The following is a 15,096-nucleotide window of genomic DNA, read 5'->3' on the forward strand; positions in this document are numbered from 1 at the left end:
TGATCCGAGGCGCTCAGGCCTCGTTCTTCTGGCGCTCGGCTTCCACCCTGGCCTGGATCTCGCTCTGCACGTCCGAAGACGACGCCGCCGATGCCGCCGAGGACGACGCAGCGCCGCTGCCCGCGGACTCGCCGCTGGTGACCTGCGCGACCGAATCGCCCTTCATCGAGGCCCTGATCTGCTCCAGCCTGCTGTGCCCGGCGAGCTGCGTGGTGGAGTGCTGCACCTCCATCATGCGGCCCTGGACCGAGTTCTGCGCCAGCTCGGCGGAGCCGAGTGCGGTGCTGTACCGCTGCTCGATCTTGTCGCGGACCTCGTCGAGCGACGGCGTGTTGCCCGGTGCCGCCAGCTCCGACATCTGGGTCAGCGAGTTGGACACCTGTTCCTGCATCTTCGCCTGCTCCAGCTGCGAGAGCAGCTTGGTCCGCTCGGCCAGCTTCTGCTGCAGCATGCTCGCGTTGCGTTCCACGGCCTGCTTGGCCTGCTCGGCGGCCTGCAACGCCTGGTCGTGCAGCGTCTTCAGGTCCTCGATCGACTGCTCGGCCGTGACGAGCTGCGCGGCGAAGCCCTCGGCCGCGGTCTCGAACTCCTGAGCCTTCTTCTCGTCGCCCTTGCTCCTGGCCTCTTCGGCGAGCGTGAGGGCCTGCCGGGTGGAGGACTGCAGCTTCTCGACCTCGCCCAGCTGCCGGTTCAGCTTCATCTCCAGCTGGCGCTGGTTGCCGATGACCGAGGCGGCCTGCTGAGACAGCGTCTGATGGTTGCGCTGCGCCTCCTCGATGGCCTGCTGGATCTGCACCTTCGGATCGGCGTGCTCGTCAACCTTCGACGAGAACGCCGCCATGAGGTACTTCCAGAACTTCACGAAAGGGTTGGCCATCTCCTCCGCCTGCTTTCTCACGTCCCACAGTTGTCGACCGGGTGACACTGGCCCGTCGCGCCGTGCGCGGTACCCGAACACGTGACCCCCGGGTTCGGGTTCCATCGTGTCAGGTCGGGCGCCGCCGTTCCAGGCGACCCCGGCAATTCAGCGATACCGGGACGCTGACCGTCGCGCGTCCCTGCCGACCCGGGACGCGACGGCCGTTGTCACCGGATCACAGCGGCTGTCAGGCCGCGAGGACGGCCTTGGACTTCGGCGCACGGATCGTGGTGCGCAGCGCCGGAGCCAGCCGGAGGTCGGCGAGGTCGTTGCCCTGCGTTCCCGCCACGAGACGGCCGCCCTCGAACCCCTGCTCGGCGGCCACCGGGGCGCCGTCACCCTCCGAGGCAGGCGAGGCGGCAGCGGCTGGCGCGGGCGTCGCGTGCCCGGCGTCGACGCCGACCTCGACCCGGTCCAGCGCGGACACATCGGCGGCCACGTGGTGCAGCAACTCGCCGAGTGGCAGGTCGAGTGCCTCGCAGATCGAGGCGAGCAGCTCGCTCGACGCCTCCTTCTGTCCTCGCTCGACCTCGGACAGGTACCCGAGGCTCACCTTGGCGGCGCGGGAGATGTCGCGCAGCGTCCGGCGCTTGGTGGTGCGGGCATGACGGAGCCGATCACCGATCGCCTCACGCAACAGCACGGTCATCACGCGCCTCCCTTCGACTGACTCCACGGTACCGACACCGGGGGACGGAACGCAGGTGCGCAGTCCACCGTCCGCCCACAGCGAACGACAGTATCAGCGCAGATGTTCCCGGAGCAGCCGCAACGCGGCCTCCACCGCACCCCGCCGCACCGCCGCGCGGTCACCCGCGATGTGGTGGGTTCGCCCCCGCGCGAGCCCCGCACCGGCGAGCGCGACGTGGACGGTGCCGGGGGCGGCGCCGTCCTGCGCGTCGGGACCCGCCGCGCCGGTCAGGCCGAGTCCCCAGTCCGCGCCGCACCGGACGCGGGCGCCCTCCGCCAGCTGCGCGGCGACCTCGGGGTTCACCGCCCCGCGCTCGGTGAGCAACGCGCCGTCGACGCCCGCCAGGTCGCGTTTGAGATCCGTGGCGTACACGACGAGCCCGCCCCGGAGCACCGCACTGGCCCCCGGCACTCGCGCGAGCGTGGCGCACACCAGCCCCGCGGTCAGGGACTCGGCCGCGGCGACCGTCCGGCCGCGTCGCGTCAGCTCGGCCACGAGGTCCTGCGCGAGCCGCAGTGCGGGATCGCTGCCCGCGTGGCCGTCCACCGGCGTGCTCACGCCGTGTCCCCGGGCCCACCCGGGGCCGCAGGGGCGCCGGTGGCCCCGGCCCTCAGGCGCAGCGCCCGCACGACGTAGTCCGCGCCCGTCACCACCGTGAGCACGAGCGCGAGGCCGATCAACGCCCACTCCGCGGGATCGGTCGCGGACGGCAGTGGGAGCAGGACCGCCCCGATGGCCAGCACCTGGGCCAGCGTCTTGGCCTTGCCGCCCTTGCTGGCGGGTATCACCCCGTGCCGGATGACCCAGAACCGCAACAGTGTCACGGCCAGCTCCCGGCCCAGGATCACTCCCGTGACCCACCACGCCAGTTCCCCGAGCACGCTCAGGCCCACCAGCGCGGCGCCGATCAGTGCCTTGTCCGCGATCGGGTCGGCGACCTTGCCGAAGTCGGTGACCAGGCCGTAGCGCCGCGCCACCCACCCGTCCACGCGGTCGGTCATCGCCGCGAGCGCGAACACCGCCACCGCGACGTACCGCCACAGCAGGTCCACGTCCTCGCCCGCGCCGTCCGGCGCGGCGGCGAACAGCGCCAGCACGAACACCGGGACCAGCACGAGCCGCAGCACGGTGAGCACGTTGGCGACGTTCAGCGTCGGCACGGCCGGGCTCACGTGCCCGCCCGGGGGGCCGGCACCGTCGGCTCTGTCCCCGCTCACGTCGTGCCCGCGGCCCCGCCGACCGGACGTACCACCAGATCGACGCCCGCGCTGTCCACGACCTCGCACCGCAGCAGCTCACCCACCTCGCAGTCGAGGTCACCGAGCACGACGCACTCGCCGTCCACCTCGGGCGCCTGGTGGGCCGCCCTGCCGACGATCTCGTCGTCGACCGACTCCACCAGCACCTCGACGACCGTGCCGATACGGTCCTCGGCGCGCTGCGCCGTCAGCTCCTCGACCAGCGCCGAGATCCGGGCGACCCGCTCGGCGATCACGCTCTGGTCGAGTTTGCCGTCGAAGGTCTCGGCCTCGGTGCCGTCCTCGTCCGAGTAGCCGAAGACCCCGACCGCGTCGAGCCGCGCCCCGGTGAGGAAGCGCTCCAGCTCGGCGATGTCGTCCTCGGTCTCTCCGGGGAAACCGACGATCACGTTGGTGCGGATGCCCGCCTCGGGCGCGTAGGACCGGATCTGCTCGACCAGCGCGAGGAACGAGTCGGTGGAGCCGAACCGGCGCATCCGGCGCAGCACCGCCTCGCTGGAGTGCTGGAACGACAGGTCGAAGTAGTCGGCGACCCCCGGCGTGGTCGCGATGACCCGGACCAGGTCGGGCCGGGTCTCGGCGGGCTGCAGGTACGACACGCGGACCCGGCCGACACCGGACACGGCGGCCAGCCTGGGCAGCAACGCCTCCATCGCGCGGGTGCCGCCCAGCTCGCGCCCGAGGTCCTTGCCGTAGGACGTCGAGTTCTCGCTCACCAGGAACAGTTCGCGCGCGCCCTGGCCCGCGAGCCATTCCGCCTCCGCCACCAGCTCGTCGGGATGGCGGGAGACAAACGATCCCCGGAACGAGGGGATCGCGCAGAACGAGCACTTCCGGTCGCACCCCGATGCGATCTTGAGCGGCGCGACCGGGGAGTCGTCGAGCCTCGCCCGCAGCACCCTCGGGCCCCACCCGCTGTGCCCCGGCACGGTCACCCCGTCGGCGGCGGCCTGCCGCTCGACCGGGGTGATCGGCAGGAGGGTGCGCCGGTCGGCCGGTGTGTGCGACTCGACCGACCGCCCCTCGGCGACGTCGGTGAGCCGTTCCGCGAGCCGTGGGTAGTGATCGAAGCCCAGCACCGCGTCGGCTTCGGGGAGGTTGTCGGCCAGTTCCCTGCCGTACCGCTCCGCCATGCAGCCGACGGCCACCACCTTGGCGCCCGTGTCGGCGGCGGCGAGCAGGGTGTCGACCGAGTCCTTCTTCGCCTGCTCGACGAACCCGCAGGTGTTCACCACGACGACGTCGCTGGCGGCCGGGTCGTCGCTGAGATGCCAGCCGCCCTCCGACAGGCGTCCCGCGAGTTCCTCCGAGTCGACCTCGTTGCGGGCACAACCGAGCGTGAGCAGAGAGACCCGGCGGGGGTCCTGCGGGGATTCGACGTCAGCCACCTGTTCAGGGTAACCGGGCCCACCGCGCGTCACGGCACACCCTGGACGGGGCCGGTCACCGAGGGCGCTAGCGTCTAGGGCTGTGCAGTCACCGCTCATCCGCCGCGCGCGTATCGCCGACGTGCGCAGAATCAAGGCGCTGGTCGACTCGAACTCCGGCCGGGTGTTGCTGGAGAAGAACCTCATCACACTGTACGAGGACGTGCAGGAGTTCTGGGTCGCCGAGCTGGACGGCCAGGTCGTCGGGTGCGGGGCACTGCACGTGATGTGGGAGGACCTCGCCGAACTGCGCACGGTGGCCGTCGAGTCGGGCGTACGTGGGTACGGTGTCGGGCACGCGCTCGTCGGGCGGCTCATCGACCTCGCTGAGGAGCTGGGGCTGCGCAGGCTGTTCGTGCTGACCTTCGAGACGGGGTTCTTCGCCCGGCACGGTTTCGCCGAGATCACGGGCACGCCCGTGCCGAGGGAGGTCTACGAGGAGATGCGCCGGTCGGCCGACACGGGTGTCGCCGAGTTCCTCGACCTGCCCTTCGCCAAGCCGAACACGCTGGGCAACACGCGCATGCTGCTGCACCTCGACGAACGGGTGCGCCTCACCGACGCTCGCGGCGGGTGAGCAGCACGCTCACCCTGCGGTAGCGGGCGAGCCACCGCGCGACCGCGACGGGATCGGCCGGCGCGTACGCGGCCAGCATCGCGGGATCGGGGCGTGGCGTCGCCGTGGGCACCCGCACGACGCCCTCGGCCGCAACCAGGGCCTGCTCCGGCCCCACCACGTCGCCCTCCAGCAGGGACAGCGTGCCGAGCCCGCAGGCGAACGGCAGCTCGGGCAACGCCGCCGCGAGCGCCACCTCGGCGGCGAGCCCCACGCTCGTCTCCAGCGCGGACGACACCACGCAGGGCAGCCCGCACGCCTCCGCCACACTCAGCGCGCGGCGCGGGCCGCCCAGCGGGGCACACTTGAGCACGGCGACGTCGGCGGCTCCGGCTACGGCCACCCGCAGCGGGTCCTCCGCCCTGCGGATGGACTCGTCGGCCGCGATACGCACGTCCACGGCGCGGCGCACCCGTGCCAGCTCGGGCAACGTCGGGCACGGCTGCTCGACGTACTCGAGGCCGCCCGCCGCGCGGTCGAGGACCCGGATGTGCCGCACGGCGGTGTCGACGTCCCAGGCCGCGTTGGCGTCCACCCGCACCGCGCCGTCCGCCCCCAGTGCCGCACGCACGGCCTCCACGCGGGCCTGGTCCTCGGCCAGTGACGCGCGATGGTCGGCGACCTTCACCTTGGCGGTGCGGCAGCCCGACCGGGCGACCAGTTCGTACGCGGCGTCCGGGCCGACGGCGGGCACGGTGCAGTTCACCGGAATCCGGTCGCGGACGGGAGCCGGAGGAGCATGGGTGGCCTGCTCCAGAGCCGCGGCCAGCCACGGCACGGCGACGGCGTCGCCGTAGTCGTCGAACGGGCAGAACTCGCCCCAGCCCGACGGGCCACGCAGCACCATGCCCTCCCGCACCGTGATGCCGCGAAACCGCGTGCGCATCCCGATCGAGTACACGCTCACCGCCTCGACGGCGGCGAGCTGGTCGGCGACGGCGGAAGCGGCCACGGCGCTCATTCTTCCTCGGGCGGGGGACCGTCGCCTCGGATCATCGCGAGCACGCCGGGCAGGTCGTCGGGCTTGGCCATGACGTCCCGTGCCTTCGAGCCCTCCGAGGGCCCCACCACCCCACGGGTCTCCAGCAGATCCATGAGCCTGCCCGCCTTGGCGAACCCGACGCGCAGTTTGCGCTGCAGCATCGACGTCGACCCGAACTGGGAGCTGACCACCAGCTCGGCGGCCTGGAGCAGCACTTCGAGATCGTCGCCGATGTCGGGATCGATCTCCTTCTTCTCCCCCGCCTTGGCCGCCGTGACGCCCTCGGTGTAGTCGGGTTCGGCCTGGTCCTTGGTGGCGTTGACGACGGCGGCGATCTCCTCGTCGCTGACGAACGCGCCCTGGATGCGGGTCGGTTTGCCCGCGCCCATCGGCAGGTACAGCGCGTCGCCCATGCCGATCAGCTTCTCGGCACCCTGCTGGTCGAGGATCACGCGCGAGTCGGTCAGCGACGACGTGGCGAACGCCAGCCGCGACGGGACGTTGGTCTTGATGAGTCCCGTGACGACGTCGACGGAGGGCCGCTGGGTGGCGAGCACCAGGTGGATACCGGCCGCCCTGGCCTTCTGGGTGATCCGCACGACCGCGTCCTCCACGTCACGCGGCGCGGTCATCATGAGGTCGGCGAGCTCGTCGACGATGGCCATGATGTACGGGTAGGGCCGGTACTCGCGTTCGCTGCCGGGCGGTGCGGTGATCTCACCGGCCCGCACCTTGCGGTTGAAGTCGTCGATGTGGCGCACCCGGTTGGCCTGCATGTCCTGGTAGCGCTGTTCCATCTCCTCGACGAGCCAGGCGAGCGCGGCGGCGGCCTTCTTCGGCTGCGTGATGATGGGCGTGATGAGGTGCGGGACGCCCTCGTAGGGCGTCAGCTCCACCATCTTCGGGTCGATCAGGATCATGCGGCACTCGTCCGGGGTGGCGCGGGCGAGCAGCGACACGAGCATGGAGTTGACGAAACTCGACTTACCGGAGCCGGTCGAGCCCGCCACCAGCAGGTGCGGCATCTTCGTCAGGTTCGCGGTGACGAAGTGGCCCTCGATGTCCTTGCCCAGCCCGATCACCATCGGGTGCTCGTCGGAGGCCGCGAGCGGCGAGCGCAGGACGTCACCCAGGCGCACCATCTCGCGGTCGGTGTTGGGCACCTCGATGCCGACCGCGGACTTGCCCGGGATCGGAGCCAGCAGGCGCACGTTCTCGGTGGCGACCGCGTACGCGATGTTCTTGGTCAGCGCGGTGATCTTCTCGACCTTGACTCCGGGGCCGAGCTCCACCTCGTAGCGGGTGACGGTGGGACCGCGCGTGAAACCGGTGACCTGTGCGTCGATCTTGAACTGTTCGAGCACTCCGGTGATCGCGTCGATCATCGTGTCGTTGGCCCTGCTCCGGGCCACCGGAGCGTCCCCCGGCGTGAGCAGGTCGAGCCCGGGCAGGGCGTAGTCGCCCTCCACCGTCCGCGTCACCGCCAGCGCGGGCGCCTCGGCGGGCGGTGTGGTGGCCTTCTTCCGCCCGCCACGCGAGGCGGCGGGTGCGGTGGGTGTGGCAGACGCGGCAGACGCGGTGGGCGCGGCGGGCGCGGAGTCCGGCTCCGGCGGCGTGCCGAAGTCGAGCGTGGCCTGTGTCTCGTCGGGACGGTCCTCGGCCGAGGCGCCGCTCCTGCGCCGGGACGGCCTGCGCAGCCGGGCGCCCGCGGGGTCGGCCTGGGTCACCGGGTCGGCCGGATCGCTCGGATCACCGCCGGAGAGGAGCTCGCCCAGGCCGTCGTCGGTGTCCGCATCGGACTCACCCGCCCACTCGCGCACCCGTTGCGGGATGCGCCGGATGGGCGTGCCCGCGAAGACCAGGACGCCGTAGGCGAGCACGAGGATCAGCAGCGGTGCCGCGACCCATCCCGTGACGCCCCGCGCGAGCAGGTCCCCGGACACCCAGCCGACCCAGCCGCCCGCATACATCTGGCCGTCGTGGGTCTGCGGCCTTCCGCTGAGCAGGTGCAGCAGGCCGAGCGCCGCGAGTCCGCAGAGGACCGTGCCCACGACCATGCGCGGGCGGGTCTGCGGCCTCGGCTCCGACCGCATGATCACGACGGCGGCCACGAGCAGCGCCACGGGCAGCCCGACGGCCGCGGCGCCGATCACGCTGCGGGTACCGACGGCGACGACCTCGCCGACCGGTCCCGCCGCCTTCCAGCCCACCCCGACCGCGGCGATGAGCGCCAGCGCGAGCAGTCCCAGCGCGAGCCCGTCCCTGCGGTGTTCCGGGTCGAGTTCCCGCGTGCGGCCCATCGTTCTCGCCACCCCGCCGACGCCACGGGCGAGCAGCCCCCAGGTGCCGCGCAACGCCTTGACGGCGGCGCCGCCCGACGAGCGCTTGGCCCGCTTGGCCGGGGGCCTGCGGGCGGCAGGGGAACGACTCGGGGCCTTCTTCGCCGGAGGGCGCGCGGAGCCGCCCGGCTTCGCCGTCTTCGTGCTCCTGGGTTTCTGTCCCGCCTTCGCGGAGCGCGACGATCCCGTGCTCGCGCCCTTCCGCGCGGTGCTTCGCCCCCTGGTCGTCGAACCGCTCGCCATGTCCCTACGGTAACCGCTCCGCACCCCGCGTCCCGCACGCCACACTGGCCACACGTGACTTTGCTCGGCGGAGGCGCTCCCCCTGCCACCGAGTCGGTGGCGCGTGACATGCTTCGCCCCATGGTGGGGCTTCGACACGACCGGGGGTCATCCGAGCAGGGGAACGGCCGCGTACCGCTGGTGTGGCGGACCATGCTCGCGGTCGACCAGGGTCTGGTCAACCTCGCGGGCAGGCTCCGGGTGAGCGGTCACGTCCCCGCGAGCCTGCGCGGGCGACCGCTGCTGATGGCCGCGAACCACATCGGCGTGTTCGACGCGTTCGTGCTGATGGCCGCGTGCCGCAGGATCGGCCTCGCCCCCCGGTTCATGCTGGCAGGCGGGCTGCTGGACGCCCCGGTGCTGGGGCCGGCCCTGCGCGCCAGCGGTCACCTGCGGGTGGATCGCGGCTCCGCCTCCGCGGTGGGACAGTTCACCCAGGCCGCCGAGGCACTGCGCACGAGCGGCGTGCCGATCATCGTCTACCCGGAGGGCCGGATCAGCCACGATCCCGGGCTCTGGCCCGAACGCGGCAAGACCGGCGCGGCGCGGCTGGCGCTGTCGTCGGGCGTGCCCGTGGTGCCGATCAGCCAGTGGGGCGCCCACGAGGCCGTGTACTGGGGCACCGAGACGGTCACCGGACCGGCCGACCTCGTGCCGCTGGCCCGCTCGGGCTTCACGGCACCGTGGCGACGCCCCCTCTTCCGCGTCCACTTCGGCGAGCCGGTCGACCTCTCGGCCTTCGAGCCCTCCCGGCCCGGCGACGCCGTCAAGGCCCATGCCCGAATCATGCGTGCGATCACCGACGGGCTCGTGCCGCTGCGGGCCGCCGAACCGGACGTGCCACGCTTCCACGACCCGACGCGCCCCACCGACGGCAACAGCCCGTGGCGGCCCGGTGCCGGTCGATGACGCGCCACGACACGTCGGGGGAAAGCTCGGCGGCGTCCGGCGCGCCGCCCCGCAGCCGGGCGCGCGGTGTGCTCCTGCTGGCGCTCGCGTCGGTGTGCTTCGGCAGTTCGGGAGCGCTGGGCAAACCCGCGATGACGGCCGGGCTCGACCCCGAGCAGGTCGCCACCGCCCGCATCGGGCTCGCCGCGCTCGTCCTGCTGACCGCGGTCGGACTCACGCGCCCGCACCTGCTGCGGGTGCGGCGCGGCCAGTGGCGGGTGCTGCTGGGCTACGGGCTGCTCGGCGTCGCGGGCGTGCAGCTGTTCTACTTCCTCTCCGCCGCGCGGGTGCCGGTGGGCATCGCGATCCTGCTGGAGTTCACGTCGCCCGTGCTCGTCGCGCTCTGGGTCCGGTTCGTCCGGGGGGTCCGGCTGCCCTGGCCGATGTGGAGCGGGATCGGACTGGCGCTCGTCGGCCTCGGCATGGTGGCCCGGGTCCACGAGGGTCTGACGCTCGACACGCTGGGGCTGCTGGCCGGTGTCGCCGCCGCCGTGTGCTCCGCGGCGTACTTCCTGATCGGCGAGCACGGCGTCGCCAGCCACCACCCGCTCGGGATGGTGACGTGGGGCATGGTGGTCGGCGCGGTGGCCGTGGCCGTCGTCGCGCCGCCGTGGACCATGCCGGCATCAATCCTGCTGGCGCCCGCCGAACTCGGTCCGTGGCGACCACCGGTGTGGCTGCTGCTGGTGGCCGTCGCCGTGTTCTCCACCGCACTGGCCTACTTCGCGGGGATCAGCGCGTTGCGTCACCTGCCCGCGTCCACGGCCAGCGTGCTGGCGCTGCTGGAGCCCGTCGTCGCCACCGGCATGGCCTGGGTGTTGCTCGGCGAGCAGTTGGTGTGGGTGCAGCTCGTCGGCGCGGCGGTGTTGCTCGGCGGGGCGCTGCTGGTGCAGTTGACGGCCCCTGCCTCACAGAGCGGGCCGCCGGGACCCGCGGAACCGCTGCCCGCGCCCGTGGAGTCCCCGACGGCGAAGGAATGAACGGCGAGTCACGGGAACCGGCGGCGGCTCCCGCGCTTCCAAGGGCGTGCCGACCGAACCCAGTCCGCAGGGGGAAACCAGGATGAGCCGTCCGTCCCGCATCGAACAACGCCGCGCCCGCCGGGCACTGTTCGCCCAGGCCGCCACCGTGGTGCTGGCCCTGGTGGTGGTCAGTGCGGCCACCCGCCGCCGTCCCGTGGCCGGGCCGGTGGAGCCCGCCACGGGAGCGTCGATCAGACGGGGATGACCGTCGGAACGATCATGGGCCTGCGCCGGTAGGTCTCCGCGACCCACCGGCCGACGACCCGCCGCACCGCCTGCGCGATCTGGTGGGGATCGACGATGCCCTCGGACTCGGTGCGCGAGAGCTCCATCTCGACGAGCCGGGTCACCGCGTCGAGTGCCTTCGGGTCGTCGGAGAACCCGCGGCCGGACAGCGTGGGGCCGCTCATCGCGCGTCCCGTGGTGGAGTCGACCGCGACCGTGATCGCGATGAAGCCGCCCTCGCCCAGCACGAGCCGGTCGGACAGCGTGGACTCGCCCACGTCGCCCACCGAGAGGCCGTCGACGTAGACCATGCCGACCTCGACCCGGCCGGTGACGGCCGCCTTGCCGTCGACCAGGTCGACCACCACGCCGTCCTCGGCGAGCACCACGTTCTCCTCGGCGACGCCGGTGCGCACCGCCAGCGCGGCGTTGGCCCGCAGGTGCCGCCACTCGCCGTGGACGGGCATCACGTTGCTCGGCCGCACGGCGTTGTACAGGAACAGCAGCTCCCCCGCCGAGGCGTGGCCCGAGACGTGGACCTTCGCGTTCTCCTGGTGGACGACCTCCGCGCCGAGCCGCACCAGTCCGTTGATCACGCCGAACACGGCGGTCTCGTTGCCGGGGATCATCGAGCTGGCCAGCACCACCGTGTCACCGGAGCGGATGGCGATCTGCTTGTGCTCGCCCCGCGCCATCCGCGACAGCGCCGACAGCGGCTCGCCCTGCGAGCCGGTGGAGACGAACAGCACCTTGCTCTCGGGCAGGTTCACCGCCTCGTCGAGGTCGATCAGCAGCCCCTGCGGGATGGTCAGCAGACCGAGATCGGCGGCGATGGTCATGTTGCGCACCATCGAGCGCCCCACGAACGCGACCCGGCGACCGTGCCGGTGCGCGGCGTCGAGCACCTGCTGGACGCGGTGCACGTGGCTGGCGAAGCACGCCACGATGACCCGCTGCCGCACACGCGCGATGACGTCGTCCAGCACCGGACCGATGTCACGCTCCGGGGTGACGAAGCCCGGCACCTCGGCGTTCGTCGAGTCGACGCAGAACAGGTCCACCCCCTCGTCGCCGAGCCGGGAGAACCCGGCCAGGTCGGTGAGCCTGCCGTCGAGGGGAAGCTGGTCGAGCTTGATGTCCCCGGTGTGCAGCACCACCCCGGCCGGAGTACGCAGCGCGACGGCGAGCGCGTCGGGAATCGAGTGGTTGACCGCGAAGAACTCCAGGTCGAAGCGGCCCACACTCCGGCGCTGACCGGCGGCCACCTCCTCCAGCACGGGGCGCTGCCGGTGCTCCTTGCACTTCGCGGCGAGCAGGGCCAGCGTGAAACGCGACCCGTACACCGGCAGGTCGGGCCGCATGCGCAGCAGGAACGGCACGGCGCCGATGTGGTCCTCGTGCCCGTGCGTGAGCACGATGGCCTCGATGTCGTCGATGCGGTCCTCGATCGCCCTGAAGTCGGGCAGGATCAGATCGACGCCGGGTTGGGCGTCCTCGGGGAACAGGACACCGCAGTCGACCACGAGCAGGCGGCCGTCGAACTCGAAGACGGTCATGTTGCGCCCGACCTCGCCGATGCCGCCGAGAGCGACGACGCGAAGGCCGCCGTCGGGCAGCGGCGGTGGCGGGTGGGCGGGTCCGGGTCCGATCAGTTGTTGGTTCACCGGTGAATGGTCCCAACACTCGTGTGAGTGGTCGGCGCCACGTAGGCAGCGGCCGAGTCGGCCTGGGCCACCCGCGAGCCGGCCCAGTCGCTCGCGGGCGCGTTCTCCAGCGGGACGCCTGCCTGGCTGAGGTCGTCGGCGATGGCCCGTACCTGGTCGTCGAAGGCGGGCACCATCGGCAGCCGGGGATCACCCACGGGGAGCCCCCGCAGGCGCAGCGCCGTCTTCGCGAACACCACCCCGCCGACGCGCGAGAACGCGCGGTAGACCGGGATCATGCCGCGGTGGTTGGTGCGCGCGGTGGACGTGTCGCCGTCCTCGTACGCCTCGATCATCGCGCGGATGCGGCCCGCGACGACGTGCCCGATGACGCTCACGACACCGGTCGCCCCGACCGACAGCCACGGCAGGTTCAGCCCGTCGTCGCCCGAGTAGTAGGCCAGCTGCGTGTTCGCGATGACCTCGCTTCCGGCCAGCAGATCACCCTTGGCGTCCTTCACCGCGAGGATGCGGGGATGCTCGGCCAGCCTGCGCAGCGTGTCGACCTCGATGGGCACGATCGAGCGGGGCGGGATGTCGTAGAGCATCACCGGCAGCCCGGTGGCGTCGGCGACCGTGGTGAAGTGGGCGTGCAGACCCGCCTGCGTCGGCCGCGAGTAGTACGGGGTCACGACGAGCAGCCCGTGTGCCCCCGCCTTCTCCGCCTGGCGCGCGAGTTCCACGCTGTGCGCGGTGTCGTAGGTACCCGCTCCCGCCACGACGGTGGCACGTTCGCCCACGGCCTCGACGACCGCGCGCACGACGTCGGCCTTCTCGGCATCGCTCGTCGTGGGGCTCTCCCCGGTCGTGCCGTTGACGACCAGGCCGTCGTTGCCCAGCTCGACCAGGTGAGTGGCCAGTTCCTGCGCACGCTCCAGATCCACCGCGCCCTCGGCGGTGAACGGCGTGACCATGGCGGTGAGCACGCGGCCGAAGGGACGTCCCGGCGCGGCCGTCGGTGGAGTGGGCGGTGCGATCGACATGAACCTGACGGTACCTCTTCGGTCCGGTGCCGACGCGCCGACCGGCGCGGCCGAAAGGATTACCGGCGTGGACCCGTGAGCACCGGAACCTTTCCTGCCTGCGCCGTCATTTCACCGGCTGGGAGACCGCCTCGGTGCGCTGGCTCCCGTCCCGTGTCCCCAGAAAGCAGTAGACGGTGCGGCTTGCGTCGTCGAGGTAGGAGTCGGGTTCGATGTTCCACTGCTGCTGGCTCGGAACGAGCGCCCGGTACGTCATCGCGGGCCGGTGCTGGTCCTGCACGACGTTGGAGTGGAACACCAGCCCGCAGGCCGTCTCGGCGTAGGCTGCCAGCTCCTCGACGCTCGGGTAGCGAGCCGCGGGGATGCCCTGGTCGTCCTCGTTGCCGATCGGCGTAGGCCAGGCGTAGAGCTCCAGGTCGTGCGACTGGTCGCAGTCCACCCAGTTGCTCTCGGCGAGCGAGCGCCCCCGGTCGAGGGTCGTGTTGAGGCAGCGGTAGGAGGTGTTGAACTCCACCCGCTCGACGTCGCCGCCGTCGCCGTAGGTCAGTGTCGGCAGCATCTGCTCGTCCACGGCGGGCGACCAGAACGGCTCGCCGAGGAAGAAGCCGCCCACCAGCGCCCCCACGGCCACGGCCGCCCCACCGGCGAGCAGCGCCTTCGTCCTGCGCGGGCGCGGCGTGCCGGTTCCCGTCGTCCGGGAGGCCGGCTGGTTGGCCAGCATCGTGGGCACGCCGCCCGCGTGCTGCGACGTCGGCTGGCCACCCGGCGGCGTGAGGTGCGCGGGCTGCTGCGCAGCCAGCGACAGCAGCTGGTGCGCCTGCTCGCTGGTGATCCGGCCCTCGGGGTTCGAGGCCATCAGCCCCATGATCGCCGAGGCGAGCGGCCCCTGGACCCGGGTGAGATACGGGACCTCGTTCATGATCGCGTGCAGGGTGGCGGCCGTACTCGCCCGCTCGAACGGGACCGATCCCTCGGCGGCGAAGTACAGCGCCGCCCCCAGCGACCACAGGTCCGATGCGGGCATCGCCTCCTGGCCGCCGACGCGCTCCGGGGCCATGAACGCGGGCGAGCCGACCAGCATCCCGCTCGTCGTGATCCGCGGGTCATCGATGGCCTGGGCGATCCCGAAGTCGGTGAGCTTCACGCGCCCGTTCGCACCGACCATGATGTTGGCGGGCTTGACGTCGCGGTGGACGATGCCGGAGTCGTGCGCGGCACGCAGCGCGGACAGCACCTGGAGCCCGACCGACGCCACCTGCGGCTCGGGCAGCGGCCCCGCTCCACGCACCAGGGACGACAGGGTGGGCGCGTCAACCAGCTCCATGACGATGTACGTGGTGTCGCCGTCGGCGACCACGTCGAACACCGTCACCACGGCGGGGTCGTTGATCCTGCCCCCTGTGCGCACCTCCCGGAGCACTCGCTCCTGGAAGACACCGTCCTCGGCTCCCTCGGGCAGGCGAAGCTCCTTGATGGCGACCGGCCTGCCGATCACCGTGTCCTCGGCGCGCCAGACCACGCCCATCCCGCCCCGGCCGAGTTCGCCGCTGAGGCGGTAGCGGTTGGCCACCATCCTCGGGCCGGACAGCGCGGGAGTCGTGGCGGTCTGCTCGTCGGTCACCCTCGGTCCCCTCGTCTCGTGCGCAGCGATCGTAACGACACCACCCGAGCGGCCGGGCACTCACCTGGGTGGATCTGCG

14 protein-coding genes are annotated in these 15,096 nt (G+C 72.3%); 4 read left to right on the forward strand and 10 right to left on the reverse strand.

Annotated elements, in window-relative coordinates:
• Nucleotides 1-13: 13 nt before the first annotated feature.
• From FFT09_RS05300 to rimO, 5 genes are all read right to left on the reverse strand, one after another.
• On the reverse strand, nt 14-877 hold the full coding sequence (locus tag FFT09_RS05300) for a PspA/IM30 family protein (RefSeq protein WP_081190974.1): 864 nt from the start codon (nt 875-877) through the stop codon (nt 14-16).
• Nucleotides 878-1,106: 229 nt separating this feature from the next.
• Nucleotides 1,107-1,568 carry a helix-turn-helix domain-containing protein gene (locus FFT09_RS05305; RefSeq protein ID WP_024874643.1) on the reverse strand — a complete coding sequence of 154 codons (462 nt, stop codon included), beginning with the start codon at nt 1,566-1,568 and terminating at the stop codon, nt 1,107-1,109.
• Nucleotides 1,569-1,661: 93 nt separating this feature from the next.
• A complete protein-coding gene (locus FFT09_RS05310; protein ID WP_081190975.1) occupies nt 1,662-2,168 on the reverse strand; it encodes a CinA family protein in 507 nt (168 codons plus the stop codon).
• Complete coding sequence (gene pgsA, locus FFT09_RS05315; protein ID WP_024874645.1) at nt 2,165-2,827, reverse strand: CDP-diacylglycerol--glycerol-3-phosphate 3-phosphatidyltransferase; 663 nt, start codon at nt 2,825-2,827, stop codon at nt 2,165-2,167. Before pgsA ends, FFT09_RS05310 begins: the two co-directional genes overlap by 4 nt.
• Complete coding sequence (rimO, locus tag FFT09_RS05320) at nt 2,824-4,257, reverse strand: 30S ribosomal protein S12 methylthiotransferase RimO (RefSeq protein WP_081190976.1); 1,434 nt, start codon at nt 4,255-4,257, stop codon at nt 2,824-2,826. Before rimO ends, pgsA begins: the two co-directional genes overlap by 4 nt.
• Nucleotides 4,258-4,339: 82 nt before the next feature.
• Between rimO and FFT09_RS05325 the strand changes: the two genes are divergently transcribed.
• Nucleotides 4,340-4,873 carry an amino-acid N-acetyltransferase gene (locus FFT09_RS05325; protein WP_138381966.1) on the forward strand — a complete coding sequence of 178 codons (534 nt, stop codon included), beginning with the start codon at nt 4,340-4,342 and terminating at the stop codon, nt 4,871-4,873.
• On the opposite strand, the gene FFT09_RS05330 is transcribed toward FFT09_RS05325, so the two are convergent.
• Both FFT09_RS05330 and FFT09_RS05335 read right to left on the reverse strand, forming a co-directional pair.
• A complete protein-coding gene (locus FFT09_RS05330; protein WP_425273039.1) occupies nt 4,851-5,864 on the reverse strand; it encodes an o-succinylbenzoate synthase in 1,014 nt (337 codons plus the stop codon). The two genes, FFT09_RS05325 and FFT09_RS05330, sit on opposite strands and share 23 nt — an antisense overlap.
• Nucleotides 5,865-5,869: 5 nt before the next feature.
• Nucleotides 5,870-8,476 carry a DNA translocase FtsK 4TM domain-containing protein gene (locus FFT09_RS05335; protein ID WP_138381968.1) on the reverse strand — a complete coding sequence of 869 codons (2,607 nt, stop codon included), beginning with the start codon at nt 8,474-8,476 and terminating at the stop codon, nt 5,870-5,872.
• 120 nt (nt 8,477-8,596) lie between these two features.
• Here FFT09_RS05335 and FFT09_RS05340 point away from each other — a divergent pair, with 120 nt between their 5' ends.
• From FFT09_RS05340 to FFT09_RS22860, 3 genes are all read left to right on the forward strand, one after another.
• The gene (locus FFT09_RS05340; protein ID WP_420852669.1) at nt 8,597-9,424 is read left to right on the forward strand and encodes a lysophospholipid acyltransferase family protein; all 828 of its coding nucleotides are present in this window, start codon (nt 8,597-8,599) and stop codon (nt 9,422-9,424) included.
• Complete coding sequence (locus FFT09_RS05345; protein ID WP_081191044.1) at nt 9,421-10,443, forward strand: EamA family transporter; 1,023 nt, start codon at nt 9,421-9,423, stop codon at nt 10,441-10,443. Before FFT09_RS05340 ends, FFT09_RS05345 begins: the two co-directional genes overlap by 4 nt.
• An 82-nt stretch (nt 10,444-10,525) precedes the next feature.
• Complete coding sequence (locus FFT09_RS22860; protein WP_167305333.1) at nt 10,526-10,690, forward strand: hypothetical protein; 165 nt, start codon at nt 10,526-10,528, stop codon at nt 10,688-10,690.
• On the opposite strand, the gene FFT09_RS05350 is transcribed toward FFT09_RS22860, so the two are convergent.
• The 3 genes from FFT09_RS05350 to FFT09_RS05360 all read right to left on the reverse strand — a co-directional run bounded on the left by FFT09_RS05350 (nt 10,677) and on the right by FFT09_RS05360 (nt 15,017).
• A complete protein-coding gene (locus FFT09_RS05350) occupies nt 10,677-12,374 on the reverse strand; it encodes a ribonuclease J (RefSeq protein WP_024874652.1) in 1,698 nt (565 codons plus the stop codon). The two genes, FFT09_RS22860 and FFT09_RS05350, sit on opposite strands and share 14 nt — an antisense overlap.
• Nucleotides 12,371-13,396 (reverse strand): 4-hydroxy-tetrahydrodipicolinate synthase, encoded by a 1,026-nt coding sequence (gene dapA, locus FFT09_RS05355; protein WP_138381969.1) that lies wholly within the window; start codon nt 13,394-13,396, stop codon nt 12,371-12,373. Before dapA ends, FFT09_RS05350 begins: the two co-directional genes overlap by 4 nt.
• A 106-nt stretch (nt 13,397-13,502) precedes the next feature.
• Nucleotides 13,503-15,017 (reverse strand): serine/threonine-protein kinase, encoded by a 1,515-nt coding sequence (locus FFT09_RS05360; protein ID WP_138381970.1) that lies wholly within the window; start codon nt 15,015-15,017, stop codon nt 13,503-13,505.
• Between the last annotated feature and the right edge of the window lie 79 nt (nt 15,018-15,096).

This window comes from Saccharomonospora piscinae, from assembly GCF_005862235.1.
In the GTDB taxonomy this organism is placed as follows: domain Bacteria; phylum Actinomycetota; class Actinomycetes; order Mycobacteriales; family Pseudonocardiaceae; genus Saccharomonospora; species Saccharomonospora piscinae.

Excerpts from the sequence above, each read along its gene's own strand:
- FFT09_RS05300 (WP_081190974.1), bottom strand. The coding sequence starts at position 877 with ATGGCCAACCCTTTCGTGAAGTTCTGGAAGTACCTCATGGCGGCGTTC.
- FFT09_RS05305 (WP_024874643.1), bottom strand. The coding sequence starts at position 1,568 with ATGACCGTGCTGTTGCGTGAGGCGATCGGTGATCGGCTCCGTCATGCC.
- FFT09_RS05335 (WP_138381968.1), bottom strand. The coding sequence starts at position 8,476 with ATGGCGAGCGGTTCGACGACCAGGGGGCGAAGCACCGCGCGGAAGGGC.
- FFT09_RS05340 (WP_420852669.1), top strand. The coding sequence starts at position 8,597 with ATGGTGGGGCTTCGACACGACCGGGGGTCATCCGAGCAGGGGAACGGC.
- FFT09_RS05345 (WP_081191044.1), top strand. The coding sequence starts at position 9,421 with ATGACGCGCCACGACACGTCGGGGGAAAGCTCGGCGGCGTCCGGCGCG.
- FFT09_RS22860 (WP_167305333.1), top strand. The coding sequence starts at position 10,526 with ATGAGCCGTCCGTCCCGCATCGAACAACGCCGCGCCCGCCGGGCACTG.
- dapA (WP_138381969.1), bottom strand. The coding sequence starts at position 13,396 with ATGTCGATCGCACCGCCCACTCCACCGACGGCCGCGCCGGGACGTCCC.